The sequence below is a fragment of the Janibacter sp. Soil728 genome, from assembly GCF_001428305.1.
GTDB lineage: Bacteria > Actinomycetota > Actinomycetes > Actinomycetales > Dermatophilaceae > Janibacter.
Window position 1 is genome coordinate 408,780 of record NZ_LMRZ01000006.1, and the last position, 18,871, is coordinate 427,650.

The 18,871-nt window shown below is 70.9% G+C and carries 16 protein-coding genes; 6 read left to right on the plus strand and 10 right to left on the minus strand.

The genetic code is table 11. The annotated features are described in order from the left end of the window. Positions 1 to 7 precede the first annotated feature (7 nt). Genes pdxH through ASG73_RS15265 form a run of 3 tightly spaced genes read right to left on the minus strand, consistent with a single transcriptional unit; the run spans position 8 to position 4,778 of the window. The gene (gene pdxH / locus ASG73_RS15255; RefSeq protein WP_055997115.1) at positions 8 to 712 is read right to left on the minus strand and encodes a pyridoxamine 5'-phosphate oxidase; all 705 of its coding nucleotides are present in this window, start codon (positions 710 to 712) and stop codon (positions 8 to 10) included. A 47-nt stretch (positions 713 to 759) separates the two neighbouring features. Next, complete coding sequence (locus ASG73_RS15260; RefSeq protein ID WP_055997118.1) at positions 760 to 2,805, minus strand: acyltransferase family protein; 2,046 nt, start codon at positions 2,803 to 2,805, stop codon at positions 760 to 762. After that, on the minus strand, positions 2,802 to 4,778 hold the full coding sequence (locus ASG73_RS15265) for an acyltransferase family protein (protein WP_055997121.1): 1,977 nt from the start codon (positions 4,776 to 4,778) through the stop codon (positions 2,802 to 2,804). Before ASG73_RS15265 ends, ASG73_RS15260 begins: the two co-directional genes overlap by 4 nt. A 131-nt stretch (positions 4,779 to 4,909) precedes the next feature. Here ASG73_RS15265 and ASG73_RS15270 point away from each other — a divergent pair, with 131 nt between their 5' ends. The 3 genes from ASG73_RS15270 to serC are packed head-to-tail and all read left to right on the plus strand — an operon-like array spanning position 4,910 to position 7,997. Beyond that, complete coding sequence (locus tag ASG73_RS15270; RefSeq protein ID WP_055997124.1) at positions 4,910 to 6,016, plus strand: citrate synthase 2; 1,107 nt, start codon at positions 4,910 to 4,912, stop codon at positions 6,014 to 6,016. Positions 6,017 to 6,042: 26 nt separating this feature from the next. Beyond that, positions 6,043 to 6,879: an LppX_LprAFG lipoprotein gene (locus tag ASG73_RS15275; protein WP_055997127.1), complete on the plus strand. Its 837-nt coding sequence runs from the start codon at positions 6,043 to 6,045 to the stop codon at positions 6,877 to 6,879. Beyond that, on the plus strand, positions 6,879 to 7,997 hold the full coding sequence (gene serC, locus ASG73_RS15280; protein WP_055997130.1) for a phosphoserine transaminase: 1,119 nt from the start codon (positions 6,879 to 6,881) through the stop codon (positions 7,995 to 7,997). Before ASG73_RS15275 ends, serC begins: the two co-directional genes overlap by 1 nt. Before the next feature lie 93 nt (positions 7,998 to 8,090). Here the strand turns inward: serC and ASG73_RS15285 are convergent, their stop codons facing one another. From ASG73_RS15285 to ASG73_RS15310, 6 genes are all read right to left on the minus strand, one after another. After that, complete coding sequence (locus ASG73_RS15285) at positions 8,091 to 9,374, minus strand: MFS transporter (RefSeq protein WP_055997133.1); 1,284 nt, start codon at positions 9,372 to 9,374, stop codon at positions 8,091 to 8,093. After that, positions 9,371 to 9,814, minus strand: coding sequence for a MarR family winged helix-turn-helix transcriptional regulator (locus tag ASG73_RS15290; protein ID WP_235499478.1), 444 nt, complete (start codon positions 9,812 to 9,814; stop codon positions 9,371 to 9,373). Before ASG73_RS15290 ends, ASG73_RS15285 begins: the two co-directional genes overlap by 4 nt. A gap of 164 nt (positions 9,815 to 9,978) precedes the next feature. Then, a complete protein-coding gene (locus ASG73_RS15295) occupies positions 9,979 to 11,466 on the minus strand; it encodes an NCS2 family permease (RefSeq protein ID WP_055997135.1) in 1,488 nt (495 codons plus the stop codon). 87 nt (positions 11,467 to 11,553) lie between these two features. Beyond that, positions 11,554 to 12,324, minus strand: a complete 771-nt coding sequence (locus ASG73_RS15300) for a DUF3027 domain-containing protein (RefSeq protein ID WP_055997138.1) — start codon at positions 12,322 to 12,324, stop codon at positions 11,554 to 11,556. 1 nt (position 12,325) lies between these two features. Next, on the minus strand, positions 12,326 to 12,721 hold the full coding sequence (locus tag ASG73_RS15305; RefSeq protein ID WP_055997141.1) for a cold-shock protein: 396 nt from the start codon (positions 12,719 to 12,721) through the stop codon (positions 12,326 to 12,328). Positions 12,722 to 12,801: 80 nt separating this feature from the next. Beyond that, positions 12,802 to 13,734, minus strand: a complete 933-nt coding sequence (locus tag ASG73_RS15310; protein ID WP_055997144.1) for an aldose 1-epimerase family protein — start codon at positions 13,732 to 13,734, stop codon at positions 12,802 to 12,804. 64 nt (positions 13,735 to 13,798) lie between these two features. On the opposite strand from ASG73_RS15310, the gene ASG73_RS15315 reads away from it, so the two are divergent. Both ASG73_RS15315 and ASG73_RS15320 read left to right on the plus strand, forming a co-directional pair. Continuing rightward, positions 13,799 to 15,115 carry an MFS transporter gene (locus tag ASG73_RS15315; RefSeq protein ID WP_055997147.1) on the plus strand — a complete coding sequence of 439 codons (1,317 nt, stop codon included), beginning with the start codon at positions 13,799 to 13,801 and terminating at the stop codon, positions 15,113 to 15,115. 44 nt (positions 15,116 to 15,159) lie between these two features. Next, positions 15,160 to 17,361 carry a helicase-associated domain-containing protein gene (locus ASG73_RS15320; RefSeq protein ID WP_055997656.1) on the plus strand — a complete coding sequence of 734 codons (2,202 nt, stop codon included), beginning with the start codon at positions 15,160 to 15,162 and terminating at the stop codon, positions 17,359 to 17,361. 27 nt (positions 17,362 to 17,388) lie between these two features. On the opposite strand, the gene ASG73_RS15325 is transcribed toward ASG73_RS15320, so the two are convergent. Beyond that, the gene (locus tag ASG73_RS15325; RefSeq protein ID WP_055997150.1) at positions 17,389 to 18,327 is read right to left on the minus strand and encodes a hydroxymethylglutaryl-CoA lyase; all 939 of its coding nucleotides are present in this window, start codon (positions 18,325 to 18,327) and stop codon (positions 17,389 to 17,391) included. Between the two features lie 70 nt (positions 18,328 to 18,397). Here ASG73_RS15325 and ASG73_RS15330 point away from each other — a divergent pair, with 70 nt between their 5' ends. Further along, the gene (locus ASG73_RS15330) at positions 18,398 to 18,871 is read left to right on the plus strand and encodes a hypothetical protein (RefSeq protein WP_055997153.1); all 474 of its coding nucleotides are present in this window, start codon (positions 18,398 to 18,400) and stop codon (positions 18,869 to 18,871) included.

An 18,871-nucleotide genomic window follows, 5' to 3' on the forward strand; every position in this document is an offset into this window, starting at 1 on the left:
GGACGCGTCAGGGCTGGAGGCGCTCGACCTTCCAGGCGCTCGGGGTGTCCAGGCCACCGTCGGCGACGCGCGTCCAGCGGAAGCGGTCGTGCAGACGGTTGCTGCGCCCGGCCCAGGCCTCGAGCTCGTCGCACGCGATGCGCCAGCCACCCCAGTCGGCGGGGCGGGGCACGTCCTGGCCCTCGTAGCGGGCCTCGACGTCCGCCCACGCCTGCTCCAGCGGCGCACGGCCCTCGACGGGCTGCGACTGGTGGGAGACCCACGCGCTCAGCTGTGAGCCTCGCGGACGGTCGGCGAAGTAGGTGTCGAGCTGGGCGGGGTCGATCCGCTCGGCCCGACCGCGGAAGCGGATCGCGCGGAACATCGCCGGCCAGGTCAGGGTCGCCGCGACGAAGGGAGTGGCCTCCAGCTGCTGGCTCTTGGCCGACTCGAGACTGGTGACGAAGCCCGGCCCCACCGGGTCCAGGAAGCGCATGAGCACCGTGCGGACGTCGGGCCGGCCCTGCTGGTCGACCGTCGCGACCGCGAAGGACAGCGGCTCGGGCACGTCGCCACGCTCGACCTGGCGGGCTCGTGCGGTGTCGACCCACGACGAGATCAGGCCGAAGGGAGCGCCCGGCACCTCCCCTTCGTCCAACCCCTCCCCGGCGTAGTCCACGTGGTCCGGTCGCGGGGGGGTGCGGGGGATGATCCCGTCCGGCGAAGCGCTCATGCGGCCAGACTACGGCCGCCCTTCGAGACGGTCGCTGGGCGACCTCCTCAGGGACCGGTGCGCGACGCCTCGACCACCCGCGGCGTCAACCAGGTCCAGACGGAGGCGGCGCCGGCGGGCGAGAAGTGCACGGTGTCGCTGTAGAGCGGCACGCCGTTGACCTGCGGGGTGAAGCCGTCGGAGCACAACGGCTCCCACAGGTCGAGGAGGTCACGAGAGACGCCCGGGGTGGGGGCGGCGCCGTCCCCCTCCCCCTTCGCCCACTGGGTGACGGTGTCGTTGACCCAGGCCACGTTGGCGGGGTCCGAGATCGGTCCGGCGAACTGCCGCAGGGAGGGGTCGAGCTTGTCCGGGTCGACCTCACGGCACGGCATCGTGGCGACCTGCAGGTGGGTGATCCCGGCTCCCTTCGCCTGCTGCTCGATGTCGGTGAGCGTGCGGCGGATCAGCGCGGCATGGGCCTCGCTGCGGCCCCCGACCACCTGACCGTCCACCTCGTGCTCACCGATGAACTGAGCACCGGTCAGCACGAGCAGGTCGTCGGCCCCGGCCTCCTTGACCTTGGCCGGCCACTCCTTGCGCCAGGTCGCGCACGAGGAGTCCTGCGCCATCGGCGAGCCGTCCGCGATCATCGGCGCATCGATGAGGTCGCACCCGATCCGCGACTGGTTGGACATCTCGACACCGGGATAGGCGGAGGCCTGCCACCCCTCGGCGAGGGAGACGCCGACCGAGTCGCCCAGCAGCGCGAAGGAGACCGGCGGGCTGGCCGCCGTGAAGGTCCCGTCGGAGGCGACGAGCGGTGGGACGTCGAGGTCCTCGCGACTCACGGGACGGGTGAAGACCGTCGCGGCGACGAGGGCGAGCACCCCGGCCGCGGCCACCGGCACCCACCAGACCGGGAGCGCGCGACGGCGGGCACGAGGGCCACGACGGGCCCGCTCGAGACGCTCGGTCACGGCCGTCGGCAGCAGCACCCCGAAGCCGTGCACCAGCACCGGCACCTCGAGCCACCGGAAGGAGACGAAGGCGACCGCCGTCGTCACCGCGAGCTTGACGAGGACCGAGACGAGGAGCGGCAGGGCGTCGAGCAGCGGCGAGAGCCACAGGTGGATCGGCCAGTGGTAGAGGTAGAGGCCGTAGGTCATCTGCCCCATGAGGACCGCGGGGCCCCACCCGGCCAGCCGATTGATCAGCATCGGCCGAGGGTCGGTCGCGGTCAGGCCCATCATCGCCGCACCGACGGCGAAGAGCAGCATCCCGCCGCTGGTGAAGAGCCACTCGCTGCGGGGCCCGACGACGAAGAAGGCGGAGATCGAGATGAGGAAGCCCACGACGCCGATCGCCTGGGTCACCGGGACCGAAGGGCGCCGCCCCAGCCGTCCGCGATGGTCGCGTCCGAAGAGCACCGCCATGCCCGCACCGACGAGCAACGCCTGCGCCCGCGTGTCGGTGCCGTAGTAGAGCCGGGAGAAGTCCACCCCGGAGCGGGCGAGGTGCGCCGTCCACGCGGCAGAGGCGACGGCCAGGGTCGCGATGACCACGAAGCGTCCGGCTCGGCTGCGCCGGAAGAGGACGAAGAGGATGACGACGAGCAGCGGCACGAGCAGGTAGAACTGCTCCTCCACCCCGAGCGTCCACGCGTGCCGGAGGGGTGACGGGTTGCCGACCTGCTCGAAGTAGGCGTCGTCCTGGCTGATGAGGCGCCAGTTCTGCACGAAGAACAACGAGGCGAGGACATCACCGGCGTCGCGGTGCCGGTTCGCCGATCCCGCGAAGAGCCCCGAGACGAGGATCGCCGTGCAGAGCACGACGAGCGCGGGGACGAGCCGCTCGGCCCGCCGCCGGTAGAAGCGCAGCACGTCGATCGTGCCGGTCCTCGCCCGCTCGGAGATGAGCAGCCGGGTGATGAGGTACCCGCTGAAGGCGAAGAAGTGGTTGATGCCCACCCATCCACCGACGAGCGCGGTGACCCCGAAGTGGTAGAGCAGGACGAGGACGACGAAGAGCCCGCGGTAGCCGTCGAGGGCCGCGAGGCGCTGCGCCCCGGTCGAGGTGGTCAGCTCCTGCGTGGGCGCCCGGCGGGCGCTCACGAGCCAGCCTTCTCGTAGTTCTTGCTGACCTCACCCAGGACGTAGCTCCAGATCATCGGGGTCGCCTCGGGCGAGAAGTGCAGGTAGTCGTTGAAGACCTGGATGCCGTCGATCTTCTCCCGGTAGCCATCGGAGCAGAGGGCACCGTGGAGGTCGACGACCGCGACGTCGTCGTGGGACGCAGCCCAGTCGTCGACGATGGCGTTGATCTTCGTCGGGTCCTTGTACTCCTTGACGATCTCGGGGCTGGAGTCGAAGACGACCCGGAACTCCTCGGGGATGGAGGACTCGACCGGCTTGCGGCAGGGCACGTTGACGATCTGGACCTGCTGCGCGCCGGCGTCGATCGCCTCCTTGCGCACCGTGTCGAGGCGCTCGTCGATGAGGTCGACGTACTCGGGGTCGTCCAGCCACAGCCGCTCGCCATCGACGACGTGCGGCACGGCGAGCAGCGGGGAGGCCCACACGAGGAGCACCTGGTCGTCGTTCTGCGTGAACTTCGCCGGCCAGTCCTTCTTCATCTGCGTGCACAGCGGCTCGTTGCCCATCTGGAACCCGGGGGCCCAGCTCATCGGCTCGGAGAGCAGGTCGCAGCCCTCGCGGGAGTAGTTCTGCAGCGTCACGCCGGGGAAGGGAGCCGACTGGAAGCGGTCGACGAGGAAGAAGGGGACGGAGTCGCCGTAGACCCCCACCCGCGCCGGCTCACCCGAGACATACTTCTCCTGCCCCGGGACGATCGTGGGTGGCGGGCCGGCGGGCTCGGCGGCCGCCGTGTCGCTGGGCGCCGGAGCGGTGGGCGCGCTGCGCGCGACGGCCAGGCCGCAGCCGGCGAGGAGCACGACGGGCACGACGACCGCGACCGCGCGGGTGCGCAGCGTCGGGAAGAGGCCGCGGACCCCCTTCTTGATCACCGGGCGCTCGATGTACTGGTACGACAGGTGCGCGATGCCCACCGTCAGCGCGGAGCAGATGACGAAGTCGACGATCCCGTTGTCGACGAGGCGCCCGTTGCCGAAGGCCAACCAGATCGGCCAGTGCCACAGGTAGAGCCCGTAGGACAGCCGTCCTGCGTAGGCCAGCGGCCGCCACCCGAAGATCGTCTGCACCCAGCTCGGGCGCTCATCGGCGCAGGCGAGGACGAGCAGGGCCGCTCCCAACGCGAAGAAGAGCATCCCGCCGAGGTTGAACATCCATGCCGAGTAGGGGCCGACGACGAAGAAGGCACCGATGCTGGTGACGACCCCGACGACACCGGCACCCAGGACGACGGGCCGGGGGAAGGTCGGGACCGCGCCGCTGCGGCCCGGCGCGAGCCAGACCCCGAGGGCCGCGCCGACGAAGAGCGCCTGAGCGCGGGCGTCCGTGCCGTAGTACACCCGCGGGTAGTCGCTCGCGTCGTGGAATCCGAGCACCGCGGTCCACACCGCGCTGAGCACGGCGCCGATCACGAGCACGAGGGTGATGGCCCGGCGGGAGCGGACCAGGGCCATCAGGCCGAGGATGACGAAGGGGACGAGGACGTAGAACTGCTCCTCGATCGCGAGCGTCCACGCATGACGAAGGGGGGTGGCCCCACCCAGGGTGCCGAAGTACTGGTCGCCCTCCGAGATCAGCCGCCAGTTCATGACATAGCCCAAGGTGGCCATGACGTCCCCGCCGATCTTGCGACGGACCGTGTCGTCGGCCCACAGCACGGCGTAGACGATGACGAAACCCAGGACGAGGAAGAGGGCGGGCAGGAGTCGCCGCGCGCGGCGCGTGTAGAAGGCGATGGCGTCGATGCCGCCGCTGGTGATCTTCTCCTCCACGAGCAACCGGGTGATGAGGAAGGCGGACAGGACGAAGAAGAGGTTGATGCCGACCCAGGCTCCGGTGAGCCACGTGACCCCGAAGTGGAAGGCCATGAAGCAGAGCATGAAAAGGCCCCGGACCCCGTCGAGCGCAGGGCTGTACCCGAGGCGTGAACGTGCCACCGCTGCTCCTCGTGTGTCGTGGGTCGTCTGCCGCCGGAGCGGCTTCGGGCATGCTACCGGCCAGTCCTTGAAGCGAAGAGTGCAGAATGTGCACAGAGCAACAGACGGCAGAGCAGGAAGGCACACCAGATATGTCCGACACGGATGTCAAGCACGGCCTCGAGGGCGTCGTCGCCTTCGAGTCCCAGATCGCCGAGCCCGACAAGGCTGGTGGCAACCTGCGGTACCGAGGGGTCGACATCAACGACCTCGTCGGCAAGGTCACCTTCGGTGACGTGTGGGGCCTGCTCGTCGACGACTCCTTCGACCCGGGTCTCCCGCCGGCCGAGCCCTTCCCCCTCCCCGTGCACAGCGGCGACATCCGCGTCGACGTGCAGTCCGCGCTGGCCCAGCTGGCACCGCTGTGGGGCTTCAAGCCGCTGCTCGACATCGATGACACCCAGGTCCGTGAGGACCTCGCCCGCTCGTCGGTCATGGCGCTGTCCTTCATCGCCCAGTCCGCGCACGGCCAGAACACCGCGATGGTCCCCCAGGCGCGCGTCGACGAGGGCAAGAGCATCGTCGAGCGCTTCATGATCCGCTGGCGCGGCGAGCCCGACCCCAAGCACGTCGAGGCCATCAACGCCTACTTCATCTCCGCTGCCGAGCACGGGATGAACGCCTCGACCTTCACCGCACGGGTCATCGCCTCCACCGGCGCCGACGCGGCCGCCTGCCTCTCCGGGGCCGTCGGTGCGATGTCCGGACCGCTGCACGGTGGCGCCCCGTCCCGCGCCCAGCACATGATCGAGGGTGTCGAGCGCACCGGCGACGCGACCAAGTACGTCAAGGACGCGCTCGACAACAAGGAGCGCCTCATGGGCTTCGGTCACCGCGTCTACCGGGCCTACGACCCGCGCGCGGCCGTCCTGCGCGAGACCTGCCAGCGCCTGGGCGCCCCCCGCTACGAGGTGGCCCTCGAGCTGGAGAAGGCCGCCATCGCCGAGCTCGCGGACCGCTACCCGGACCGCAAGATGGAGACCAATGTCGACTACTGGGCCGCGGTCCTGCTCGACTTCGCCGATGTCCCCGGCGAGATGATGACCCCGCTCTTCGTCTGTGCCCGCACGGCCGGTTGGTCGGCCCACGTGCTCGAGCAGAAGCGCACCGGTCGCCTCATCCGCCCGAGCAGCAACTACACCGGCCCGGGACCGCGCCCGATCAGCGACGTGGCCGGCTACGACACGCTCCCCGCCTGATCGGCTTCCGGGGACGAGGGGACACCATGCGCAGGATCTCGATGACGCTTGCCGCCTCGGCGGTTCTGGCCCTCGCCGCGTGCGGGGGGGACGGTGGTCCGGGCCCGACCGCGGGCACCGGCAGCACCTCCACGCAGGCGCCGACCACGACGTCGAGCAGTGCCCCGAGCACCACGTCGAAGACGGCGAAGAAGACGTCGTCCTCGTCGAGCTCGGCGAGCTCGTCGAAGCCCACCGACACGGGCACGCCCTTCGACGCCAAGGAGTTCACCGGCAAGCTCACCCGGGCCGTGGACAACAACCCCACGGTGGCCATCGACGTCACGGCCACGCTCAACGGCAAGCAGGGCGTCAAGGCCACGGGGGTGCAGGACCTGGCCAATGACGCCCTGGACATGCAGGTGGACATGGGCGGTCAGAAGCTCGGCTACCGACTCGTCGACGGCCAGTACTACCTGGCCCAGCCGCCCAAGTGGGTCCCGGTCACGCAGGGCTCGACCAACCCGCTGATCAAGGAGACCCTCGAGCAGGTCCAGCTGCTCAGCATGCGCAAGCAGCTGGACGCCTTCGTCGCGGGCGTCGAGACGGCCGGCGACAAGGGCCCCGAGGAGATCGACGGGGTGCCCACCCGCCACTACACGGCGACTGTCGACACCGCCAAGGCCCGCAAACAGCTCGGCATGTCCAAGGACCCCGGCGCCCCGGACTCGTTGATCTACGACGTGTGGCTCGACAAGGACGACCTCATCCGCCAGATGACCTTCACCCAGGGCGGGGTCACGGCCACCCTCACGACGAAGAACTGGGGCGACCCGGTGTCGATCGTCAAGCCCAAGGACTCCGAGCTGGCCAAGGTCCAGTGATGACCGACATCACCATCCCCGATCACCTGCGTCCCAGGGACGGACGCTTCGGGTCCGGCCCCTCGCGGGTCCGCCCGGAGCAGGTCGCCCACCTCACCTCGATCGCGGGCACGGTGCTCGGCACCTCCCACCGGCAGGCGCCGGTCCGCTCGATCGTCGGCAGCCTCCGCGAGGGCCTCGGCGACCTCTTCTCGCTGCCGGACGGCTACGAGGTCGTCCTCGGCAACGGCGGGTCGACGGCCTTCTGGGACATCGCGGCGCTGGGCCTGGTCCGTGAGCGCGCCCAGCACCTCGTCTTCGGCGAGTTCTCGAGCAAGTTCGCCGCGGTCACGCGCAAGGCCCCCTTCCTCGCCGACCCCGATGTGCGCTCGGCGGAGCCGGGCGGGCTGGCCTCCCCCGGGGCCGTCGCGGGCGTCGACGCCTATGCCTGGCCGCACAACGAGACCTCCACGGGCGTCATGGCCCCCGTGCAGCGCCCCGAGGGCATCGATGACGGCGCCCTCGTCCTCGTCGACGCCACGTCCGGCGCAGGCGGGCTGCCCGTCGACATCACGCAGACGGACACCTACTACTTCGCCCCGCAGAAGTCCTTCGCCTCCGACGGCGGCATCTGGTTCGCCGTCATGAGCCCCGCGGCGATCGCTCGCGCCGAGGAGATCGCCGCCACCGACCGGTGGATCCCCGACTTCCTCTCCCTGACCGCGGCGATCGACAACTCACGCAAGGACCAGACCCTCAACACCCCCGCCGTCGCCACGCTCGCCCTCATGGACGAGCAGGTGCGGTGGATGAACGCGTCGGGAGGCCTCCCCTTCGCCGCGGGTCGCACTGCGGACTCCTCCTCGCGGATCCACGACTGGGCGACGAAGGGGGAGCACACGAGCCTCTTCGTGGCCGACCCGGCAGCCCGCTCGCAGGTCGTCACGACCGTCGACTTCGCCGACGAGGTGGATGCCGCCGCCATCGCGGCGACGTTGCGGCGCAACGGGATCGTCGACGTGGAGCCCTATCGCAAGCTGGGTCGCAACCAGCTGCGGATCGCGACCTTCCCGGCGGTCGACCCCGACGACGTCTCGGCGCTGCTGGCCTGCATCGACTTCGTGCTCGAGCGCGCCTGACCCGGGAGGGTCTGACCTAGAAGGCCGCGGCGATCGCCACGAGGACGAGTGAGGCGAGGACCAGCCAGGTCATGATCCGGCGGAAGCGCGGGGTCACCGGGCGGCCTCGGGCATGTCTTGGGTGGGCGTTGACAGGACGCGCACGCGGGGGCGGCGCTGGCTCGAGTAGGTCACCTCGACATTCTCGTGCCGTCCGAGCCAGAAGGACACCACGACGAGCGTGATCCCTACCGCGATCGCCCCGACACCGAGCGTCCAACGAGCACCCAGCACGTCGCCGATCCAGCCGATGACCGGCGCACCGAGGGGCGTCCCGCCGAAGAAGATCGCCATGTACAGGGCCATGACCCGCCCGCGCATCATCGGCTCGGTGCGCATCTGGACCATGGCATTGGCGGTGGTCATCGCGGTGAGCGAGGTCATGCCGCACGCGATGAGCGCGATGGCGAAGGTCGTGTAGGTCGGCGCCAGCGACGCGGCCGTGGTGGCGAGGGTGAAGCCGACGAGCGCCATCAGCAGCACGCGCAGCCGGGGCTCGTTGCGGCGGGCAGCCATGAGCGCCGCAGCCAGTGACCCGATGGCCATGATCGACCCGAGCAGGCCGTACTCCTCCGCGCCCTTGTGGAAGGTCTGGGTCGCCATCAGTGCGATCGTCAGCTGGAAGTTCATCCCGAAGGTGCCGAGGACGAAGATCAGGATGAGGACGAGCACGATGTCCGGCCTCCCTCGCACATAGCGCAGGCCCTCCAGAGCCGTCCCGCGACCGGTCACCCTGGGCGCCGGAGTCATCTCGCTCGTCCGCAGGCACAGCAGCGCGATGATCACCGAGACGAAGGTCAGCGAGTTGACGACCAGCGCCTGGCCGGAGCCGATACCGGCGATGACCAGGCCGGCCACACCCGGTCCGATGAGACGGCCGAGGTTGAAGGAGGCGCTGTTGAGCGCGACCGCATTGCTCAACCGGTGGCGCGGCACCATCTCGGACACGAAGGTCTGGCGGGCCGGGTTGTCGAAGGCCGCCGCGATACCGGTGATGAGCGCCAGCACGTAGAAGTGCCACAGCTGGGCCGTGCCGGTCAGGACGAGGACACCGCCGACGAGAGCGGTGAGCCCGAGCGTGGCCTGGGTGACGAGCAGCAGGAGCCGCTTGGGGAAACGATCGGCGACAGCACCGGTCCAGGGGGCGAGCAGGAGCATCGGCAGGAACTGCAGGCCGGTGACGATGCCGAGCGCTGAGGCCGAGTGGTCGGTGAGCTCGGTGAGGACGACCCAGTCCTGCGCGACGCGACCCATCCAGGTGCCGACATTGGAGACGATCGCACCCATCGCGTAGATGCGGTAGTTGCGGATCGAGAGGGAGGCGAAGGTCGAGCTCATCGGGCGGCGATCCTGCCCAGGATCTCGCTCGCGGCCACGAGGACCGCCTGCTCCTCGCTCGTCAGCTCGCTGACGCGTTCGGACATCCAGCGGCCGCGCTGGCGACGGACCGTCATGAGGAAGTCGCGGCCCGCAGCGGTCAGCTCGACGAGGATGCGCCGCCCGTCATCCGGGTCGTCATGGCGCTCGACGAGACCGTCGTCGACCAGGCAGCCGACGGTGCGGGTCATGCTCGGCGCCGACACCTTTTCGATGTCGGCGAGCGCCCGTGGGGTGAGGGGTCCGTCCTCGAGTCGGGAGAGCACCGAGAACTGGTGCGGGGCGATCTCGTCCGTGCTCTCGAAGCGCACCCTGCGGCTGATCCGCATGCACGCCAGTCGCAGGTCCTCGCTCACAGAGCTGATCGCCTTGGGTCCCAGTCTCGCCGCGGTCTCGGTCACGGATCTCCCTTCGTCAGGTACAACAAGTTAGCACAACTCATTACTCTTGCTAACTATCCCACCCGGCCCGACCGTGCATTGCCATAGGGGAATGCACGCCTGAACCCGCATTGCCATAGGGCAATGCGGGTTCAGGTCGAGCGAGCGGGGCGAAGGGGGTGGGCTCAGCTGACGCCGAGGACTCCCTTGATCGGGTCGATCGCGAAGTACAGGACGAAGAGCAGGGCGACGAGCCACATCAGCGGGTGGATGGCGCCGATCTTGCCGCGCACCACCTTGATGAAGACGTAGGTGACGAAGCCGGCACCGATGCCCGCGGTGATCGAGTAGGTGAAGGGCATGAGGATGATCGTGAGGAAGGCCGGGATGGCGATCTCCAGGTCGTCCCACTCGATCTCCTTGACCTGCTGCATCATCAGGAACCCGACGAGCACCAGGGCCGGGGTCGCGGCCTCGTAGGGCACGACGGCGACGAGCGGCGACAGGAAGGTCGCCAGGAGGAAGAGCACCCCGGTGACCACCGAGGCCAGACCGGTGCGGGCGCCCTCGCCCACACCGGAGGCGGACTCGATGTAGCTGGTGTTGGAGCTGACCGATGCGGCGCCACCGGCGACGGCGGCGATGGAGTCGACGATGAGGATCCGCTGGCTGCCGGGCGGGTTGCCCTCCTCGTCCAGCAGGTCACCCTCGGCGCCGACGGCGACCATCGTGCCCATGGTGTCGAAGAAGTCGGCGAGCAGGATCGTGAAGACGAGCAGCGACGCGGAGACGATGCCGATCTTGTCGAAGGAGCCCAGCAGGTTGAAGTCACCCAGCAGACCGAAGTCGGGGGTCGCCACGACGGCGTCCGGGAGGCTCGGGACATTCAGGCCCCACCCGGTCGGGTTGACCATCTCGCCCTTCTCGTTGGTCTGCGACCCGATGCTGAAGACGGCCTCGACGACCATCGCGAGGATCGTCGTGCCGAGGATGCCGTAGAGGATCGCGCCCTTCACCCCGCGCACGTAGAGGGTGATGATGATGAAGAGGCCGATGACGAAGACGAGCAGCGGCCAGCCGGCGAGGAAGCCACCGACACCGAGCTCGCCGAGGGGACCGCCCGCGGCCTTGCGCACGAAGCCGGCGTCGACGAGGCCGACGACGGTGATGAAGAGACCGATGCCGACGCTGATCGCCGTCTTCAGCTGGGCGGGGACGGCATGCAGGACGGCCTTGCGGAACCCGGTCAGGACGAGCAGGAGGATGATCAGACCCTCCATGACGACCAGGCCCATGGCGTCGGCCCAGGTCATCTCCGGCAGCTTCGCGATGCCGAAGGCGACGAAGGCGTTGAGCCCCAGTCCGGCGGCCAGCGCCAGCGGGTAGTTGGCGACCACGCCCATGAGCAGCGTCATGACGCCGGCGACGAGCGCCGTGCACGCAGCCACCATGGGCAGGTTGGGTCCGTCGCCGCCACCGAGGAATCCCCCGGTGGAGTCGGCCTGGGTGCCGATGATCAGGGGGTTCAGGACGACGATGTACGCCATCGTGAAGAAGGTGGCGAAACCACCGCGGACCTCACGGCCGACGGTCGAACCACGCTCGGAGATCTTGAAGTACCGCTCGATCGCGGAACCCTCCGTCGACGGAGGTGCTGCAGCAGGGGTGCTCATGCAGCGAATCGTAAGGTCGTCACGGGCCGCCGCTGAAACCGGGCTCGCGTGATCCTCGCGACGAGCCCGGATGGTCCCCCGACGAGCTCAGAGAGTCTCGAGGACCTCGTCGTCGAGGATCGGGGTCCCGACCTTCTCCGGCTCCGGGTCGGCCATGTCGATCTCGGAGTGTGCGCCGCAGCCGTGGTCGCGACTGACGACCCCGCCGTCGCTCGGGCTCCACTCGTTGGCGCAGATGCCGAAGACACTGCGCAGCGCTCCGGTCACGGGCATGAAGTAGCCGCATCCGTCGCAGCGCGCGGGGGCCTTGACCGCCACGTCGGCGGTGGGTCCGTGCGAGCCGTCGTACCACCGCTGGGCGGCCTGGTCGCGGCCCTCTGCGGACAGCACGCGCGGACGGCCCAGGCCCAGCTCCCACAGGGCGACGGCGTCGACGTCCTCCTCGCCGGTGGCCTCGAAGCCACCCACGAGGTTGGGGTCGTCATCGATCTTGGGGGTGACATCGCCGGGGCCGACGTCACCGGGGGCGAGCCGCTGCGCCCACGGGAGCCACTCCGGGGAGAGGATCGCACCGTCGCCGGGCAGGAGCTGCGACTCGCAGACCGTCGCGGTCTTGGACCGCGGGGCCCGGGTGACGGTGACGGCCCAGGCCCATCCGCCGTAGCCGGGCAGGGTGGCGGCGAACCAGTGGGTGCCGAGGCGCTCCGCCTCGAGGGTGAAGCCGACGTGCTCGCCGACCCCCTCCCCCTTCGTCGCCTCGATGAGCTCGCGGCGGGCGGGCTCGATCGCGGCCGCCAGGACGGCGTCCGCCTTCGGCTTGGCCTTGGCCCGGCTCCTCGTGGTGGTGGTCTCGGTCATCTCAGCCCTCCATGTCGTCGGCGATGCGACGCAGGACCTGGGCGACCTTGGCGCCATGGGCCTTGTCGGGGTAGCGCCCGCGGCGCAGGCCGTTGCCCAGGTCGTCGAGGAGCTTGATGACGTCCTCGACGATCGCGGCCATGTCCTCGGCCGGCTTGCGGTCACGCTGGCGCAGGTTGGCCGAGACGCTCGGCGGGGTGTCCAGGACCGTGACGGCCAGCGCCTGGGCGCCGCGGCGCCCCTCGACGATGCCGTAGTCCACGCGGGTGCCGCCCTTGAGGGTGGTCGTGCCCTCGGGCAGCGCGTTGGCGTGGAGGAAGATGTCCGAGCCGTCGTCGCCGGAGATGAAGCCGAAGCCCTTCTCCGCGTCGTACCACTTGACCTTGCCAGTGGGCACCGTGCACCTCTTGCTCGTACCTGGGGTGTGTGGGCGCACGGGATCGTGCACCCCGTCAAGGCTAACCCGAGCGGCCCCGCTCACCCCAATACGCGGCCGACCTCGATCCCCCACTGCCCGGCCCACGTGGCGCCCGGCTCGAGCGCGACCATGCCCTCACCGGAGTTGAAGGCGTCCGGCGGGCACGAGAGCGGCTCGACCGCGATGCCTGCGGGATGGCCGTGTGGCAGCGCCGTCGGATCGGAGCGGCCGGTGAAGACCTGCACCCAGTCCAGGCCGGGGCCTCCCCAGAGGTGCACGGCCCGCTCGCCGGTCTCGACGGTGACGGTCCAGCAGCCGTCGGGGCCCCGCTCCAGGCCGGTGTAGGCGTTGTCGATGTCGCGGTCGCCGAGCTCAGGGCCCTCCCGCAGGTCGAGGGTGCTCCCGCCCACCGGCTCGGTCCCGATCGGCAGCAGACGATCCGGGTCGACGTGGACGACGCGGTCTGCGGGCACGGTCACCCGGGCGCGCGCAGCCGGGGTGGCCCCGAGGGCCAGGTAGGGGTGGGCCCCGTAGCCGACGGGCGCGGCCGTGGCCCCGACGTTGACGACAGAGGTGCTGCAGGTCAGGCCGCGAGGGTCGACCTGCCAGGCGACCCTGACCTCGAGGGCGAAGGGGTAGCCCGGCCGAGGGTGCACCGTGTGGAGGAGGACGACCCGGTCGTCGTCGCGCTCGGTCGGGCGGAAGGCCTCCCACCGCACGAGCCCGTGGGTGGCCGTGCCGGTCGACCGCTCGGTGATCGGCAGCTCGTGCTCCTGCCCGGCAAAGGTGTACCGCCCGTCCCGGACCCGGTTGGGCCACGGCACGAGCAGCTGCCCGCGGCCGGAGGAGGCCATCTCTGCCACCGGGTACCCGGCCACCAGGTCGACACCGCCGACAGCGAGGCTGCGCCGCCCACCGCCCGTCTCGACGACCACCGCCTCGACGTCACCGCTGGTCAGCTGCCACTGCGTGCCACTGGGTGGGTTCGCCATGCCTCCAACGTACGGCGAAAACCCGGTGGTCGGTTGTCGGTGGCGTACGGCACGATGGTCCGTCGTGACCACCCTGCCCAAGGACCTGCCTGCCCACGAGATCGGGCCCGGCCTGCGAGGGTTCTGGCAGGCACTGCCGCGCGAAGGGAGATTCCTCCTCTCCACGGTCGCCCTCCAGCACCTCGGCCGGGGCATGACCCTGCCCTTCACCGTCATCTACCTGCACGAGGTGCGTCACCTCTCCCTCGACACCGCGGGCATGATCATGGCCCTGCTCGCCCTCGTGGCCGCCGTCATGGCCGGCCCGATGGGCAGCCTCACCGACCGGTTCGGCGCCCGGTGGATGCTCATCGCCTCCGGGGTCTGCCAGAGCCTGGGCGCCGTGGCGATGGGCTTCGCCACCGGGCTCCCCCTCGCCATCACCGGCGCCGTCTTCATGGGCCTGTCGGCGAGCATCGGCTGGTCCGCGGCCAACACCTTCATCTCCGCGCTCGTGCGCGGCCCCCTGCGCCAGCGCTACTTCGGCGTCAACTTCGCCCTGCTCAACCTCGGCATCGGGGCAGGCGGGCTCATCGCCGGGGCCTTCGTCGACGTCCACGCGCCGATCACCTTCGAGCTGATCTTCCTCGTCGACGCCGTCCTCGTGCTCATCCCCGGGATCTGGCTGCTGGGCCCCCTTCGTCATGTGCACGCCCGGGCCACGGCGCCCGAGGACGACGGCCCCATGCCCAGCTACGCCACGGTGCTGCGTCTGCCGGGCATGCGCTGGGTGCTGCTCCTGGCGGTCGTGTCGAGCTTCGTCGGCTACGGCCAGTTCGAGGCCGGCGTCCCCGCCTTCGCCCGCTCCATCTCGCAGGTGAGCACCGAGACGATCGGCGTGCTCTTCGCGGCCAACACCGTGGTCATCGTGCTCCTGCAGTTCTGGGTCCTGCAGCGCATCGACGGCCACCGCCGCACCCGGGTGGGGCTGGTCATGCTCGTCCTCTGGTTCGGCGCCTGGGGTGCGATGGGCCTGAGCGGGCTGCTCCCCGCGACCCTGACCGCGGCCATGCTCGTCGTGCTCTTCGGTGCGCTCTTCGGTCTCGGGGAGACTCTCCTGCAGCCGACCCTGCCGGCGATCACCAACGACATGGCACCCGACCACCTGCGTGGCCGGGTCAACGCCGCCCAGTCGACCGCCTTCATGTCCGGCGGGGTCCTCGGCCCGCTCGTGGCCGGCGTCCTGCTCGACCGTGGCCTGGGCGGCCTCTTCATCGGCCTGATCATCGGCGGGCTCGTCGTCACCGGATGGCTGCTGCTGCGGCTCGAGCGGATCATCAGCCCCGAGGTCAACGGCGTGCCGACCGCCGCGGCGAGCACCGTGAGCGCGAGCGCGGGATAGCCGCCCGGTCCAAGGCGCCGGCCACGGTCGACTACCGTGAGTCGGTGCGCTCCCTCGCCGAGGACATCCGCCACCGCACCGACGAGGAGCTGGTGGCCCTGCTGGAGCTACGACCGGATCTGGCCCGGCCGCAGCCCGCTGACCTCACCGCCCTCGCTGCTCGTGCCAGTACCCGCGCCTCCACGGCCCGCGCCGTCGATCACCTCGACCTGCCGCACCTGGCTGCCCTCCAGGCCTGCGCCATCACCGGGACCACCGACGCCATGGCGATCGCGCCCCTGCTCGGCATGGACGAAGGGAGCACCGCAGCCCTCCTCCAGGACCTCACCACAGCGGCGCTGCTCTGGCGCTCGAGCGAGGGGACGCTCTTGTCCCGGACGGTCAGCGATGTCCTCGGACCGCACCCCGCGGGGCTGGGGCCGACGGCCGAGACGGTCGGGCACTCCCTCCCCCGCGACCTCCCGGGAGCGCTCGAGCGGCTGACTGCGCAGGAGCGGCAGATCCTCGAGCGGATCGCCCGCCACGGCCCGAGCGCGGCAGTGCCGGCCGATCCCGAGGGACGCGCCGGCCAGGCCGTCACCGGCCTCATCGATGCAGGCCTGGTCGTCGCCCCCGACGCTCAGCACGTCCTGCTCCCCCGCGAGGTCGGCCTGCTCGTGCGCGGGGGTCGCATCCTCGACCCCGCGCCCGGCACCGACGCCGCGAGCGCCCGAGCACTCGACCCCGACGACGCCGACAGCGCAGCGACCGCCAGCGCCACCGAGGTCGTCGCACTCGTCGACGAGCTGCTCGACCGGGTCGACGACCTGCGCCCGAGGGTCCTGCGCAGCGGCGGCCTGGCCGTCCGCGACCTGCGCAACCTCGCCGGTCGCGTCGACCTCGACGAGGCGAGCGCCACCTTCCTCCTGGAGCTGGCACTCGGCGCCGGACTCCTCGGCGACGACCACGCGCTCGAACCGACCTGGCGCCTCACGACGACGGTCGACGAGTGGCGGGCCCTGCCGCCGGCCAGCCGGTGGGTCGGGCTGTCCGGACCCTGGCTGCGGTCCCTGCGTGCCAGCGTGGTGCCGGCCCCCGAGGACGGCGGCCGGGTCAACGCCCTGTCCGAGGGCCTGGTGTGGCCGCCGGTGCGGGCCCTGCGCCGCGAGCTGCTCGAGATCCTTGCCGACCTACCGCCGGGCAGCTCGCCCGACGGCGCGGAGATGATGGAGCGACTGCGGCACGGCCGTCCCCGACGGATGCCGCACGGCGCCGACGAGGCCGTCGCCGCTCTCCTGCGTGAGGGCGAGCAGCTCGGTGTCACCGGCCGGGGAGCGCTCGGCTCCTTCGGTCGGCTGCTGCTCAGCGACGAGGTGGCCGCCGGCCACCTGCTCGAGACCCTGGTACCCGAGCCCGTCGACCGGCTGCTCCTGCAGGCCGACCTGACGGCTGTCGTCCCCGGGACTCCCGTGCCCGAGCTCGCGGCGCTGCTGCGACGCAGCGCCACGCTCGAGTCGCGCGGTGGCGCCAGCGTGCACCGCTTCACCGAGACCTCCCTGCGGTCCGCCCTGGACTCCGGCTGGACCGCCGACGAGCTGCTCGAGACGCTCGCCCGCTTCAGCCCCAGCCCCGTCCCGCAGCCGCTCGACTACCTCGTGCGCGATGTCGCACGACGCCACGGCCAGCTGCGGGTCGGCAGCGCCGGCAGCTACCTGCGCAGCGACGACTCCACCCACCTCGAGGCACTGCTCACCCACCGCGACCTGAGCCACCTGCAGCTGCGCCAGCTCGCACCGACCGTGCTCGTCTCACCCGTGGGGCCGACCGTGCTGCTGGAGTCGCTGCGCGAGGTCGGCGCCGTCCCGGCGCTCGAAGGCTCTGGCGGTGTGGTCGCGAGCAAGCCCGCCGCACCACGCATCACGCCCCGCCGCGAGCGCCCGGTCACCGAGGTCGCCCCGGAGCCGTCCACCGAGGTGCTCGCCCGTCTGCGCGAGGGCGAGGCCCGGGCAGACAAGCAGCGCAACACCCCGCACGACGGTGCACCGACGATCCCGGCGCTCGACCCTGCGAGCAGCTCCGCACTCCTGCGCGAGGCCGCTGCCGACCGGCTCCCGGTCTGGCTCGGGGTCACCGACGCGGTCGGGTCGACCCGCCGCTTCGTCTTCCACCCCACCACGGTCGACGGCGGTCGCATCATCGGCGAGGTCGACGGCCAGCCGCAGGTCTTCAGCCTCCACCGCATCACCGGTGTCGTCATCGAGGGCTGAGCCAGCCCCCTTCGTCGTCCGGCCTCGTCAGGCTCCGGCGAGCGCCTTGACCACGCGCGAGGGCGACGGCTTGCCGAGCTGCTGCGCCATCCACACGCTCGTCTCGACCAGGGCGTCGAGGTCGACGCCGGTCTCCACGCCGGCACCGTCGAGCATCCAGACGAGGTCCTCGGTCGCGAGGTTGCCGGTCGCCGACTTGGCGTAGGGGCAGCCGCCCAGGCCTCCGGTGGAGGCGTCGACGACACTCACCCCGGCGCGCAGCGCGGTCAGGGTGTTGGCCAGCGCCTGGCCGTAGGTGTCGTGGAAGTGCACGCCGACCCGGTCCACGCCGATGCCGCGCTTGCCCAGCTCGGCCAGCAGCGCCTCGACGTGCCCCGCGGTGCCCGTACCGATGGTGTCGCCGATCGACAGCTGGTCGCAGCCGAGGTCCATCAGCTCGGCGCACGCATCGGCGACCTGGCCCACGGGCACCGGCCCCTCCCACGGGTCGCCGAAGCACATCGACACATAGGCGCGCACCCACAGGCCCGAGTCCTGCGCCCGCTTGACCACGGGCTTGAACATCTCGACCGACTCCTCCCGGGAGCGACCGAGGTTCTTCTGCGCGAAGGTCTCGGTCGCGCTGCCGAAGATCGCGACTGCCCCGACACCCGCCTCGAGGGCCCGGTCCAGTCCGCGCTCGTTGGGCACGAGCACGGGACGAAGGGGGCCGCGCCCCACCTCGCCCAGCTCGGCCAGGAGCTCGGTGGCATCCGCCAGCTGCGGCACCCACTTCGGTGAGACGAAGGAGGTCGTCTCGACGGTCTCCAGGCCGGCGGCGACCAGCCGGCGCACGAACTGCGCCTTGACCTCGGTGGGCACGACGCCCTTCTCGTTCTGCAGACCATCACGCGCGCCGACCTCGTAGATCGTCACCCGGGAGGGCAGGTCGGTCATCGGCTCGGTCTGCGGCAGTGCACGGCTCATGAGTCCACTATGGCGCATCACGTACCGTTGGCACGGGCCTGCCGCAGCGGGCCAGGGAGGACACCGCAGCATGAGCAACGACCCGTACCCCAACGAGCGGCCTGACCCGCGAGGCGATGACCCGTACTCGTCGGACCCGTACTCGTCAGACCCGTACTCGTCGGATCCCTATGTCCGGGGCGGCGCCTCGGGCCAGCCGCAGCTGCCCGCGTACGAGCCCGGCCGCTCCGCGCCCCTCCCCCCGCCGCCGGGCCAACCGATGCCGCCGCCCTACCTCTACCCGGCGGTCCAGCAGACCCCGACCAACACCTCCGCGATCGTGCTGATCGTCTTGTCGTCGCTGTCGATCCTCACCGGGTACTGCTGCTACATCGGCATCCCCGGCCTCGTGCTGGGCATCCTCGGCGTGACCAAGCAGGCGACCGACCCTGAGGGCGCGGCCAAGCTGACCAAGATCGGCTGGATCAGCTTCGGGGCGCTGATCGGCCTCACCGTCCTGGTCGTCGGCGGCGCCATCCTCCTCGCCGTCCTCTCGGAGGCGTGA

Bases quoted from the DNA above. Each gene is read 5' to 3' on its own strand.
- pdxH (WP_055997115.1), bottom strand. From the start codon at position 712: ATGAGCGCTTCGCCGGACGGGATCATCCCCCGCACCCCCCCGCGACCG.
- ASG73_RS15270 (WP_055997124.1), top strand. From the start codon at position 4,910: ATGTCCGACACGGATGTCAAGCACGGCCTCGAGGGCGTCGTCGCCTTC.
- ASG73_RS15275 (WP_055997127.1), top strand. From the start codon at position 6,043: ATGCGCAGGATCTCGATGACGCTTGCCGCCTCGGCGGTTCTGGCCCTC.
- serC (WP_055997130.1), top strand. From the start codon at position 6,879: ATGACCGACATCACCATCCCCGATCACCTGCGTCCCAGGGACGGACGC.
- ASG73_RS15285 (WP_055997133.1), bottom strand. From the start codon at position 9,374: ATGAGCTCGACCTTCGCCTCCCTCTCGATCCGCAACTACCGCATCTAC.
- ASG73_RS15295 (WP_055997135.1), bottom strand. From the start codon at position 11,466: ATGAGCACCCCTGCTGCAGCACCTCCGTCGACGGAGGGTTCCGCGATC.
- ASG73_RS15300 (WP_055997138.1), bottom strand. From the start codon at position 12,324: ATGACCGAGACCACCACCACGAGGAGCCGGGCCAAGGCCAAGCCGAAG.
- ASG73_RS15310 (WP_055997144.1), bottom strand. From the start codon at position 13,734: ATGGCGAACCCACCCAGTGGCACGCAGTGGCAGCTGACCAGCGGTGAC.
- ASG73_RS15325 (WP_055997150.1), bottom strand. From the start codon at position 18,327: ATGAGCCGTGCACTGCCGCAGACCGAGCCGATGACCGACCTGCCCTCC.
- ASG73_RS15330 (WP_055997153.1), top strand. From the start codon at position 18,398: ATGAGCAACGACCCGTACCCCAACGAGCGGCCTGACCCGCGAGGCGAT.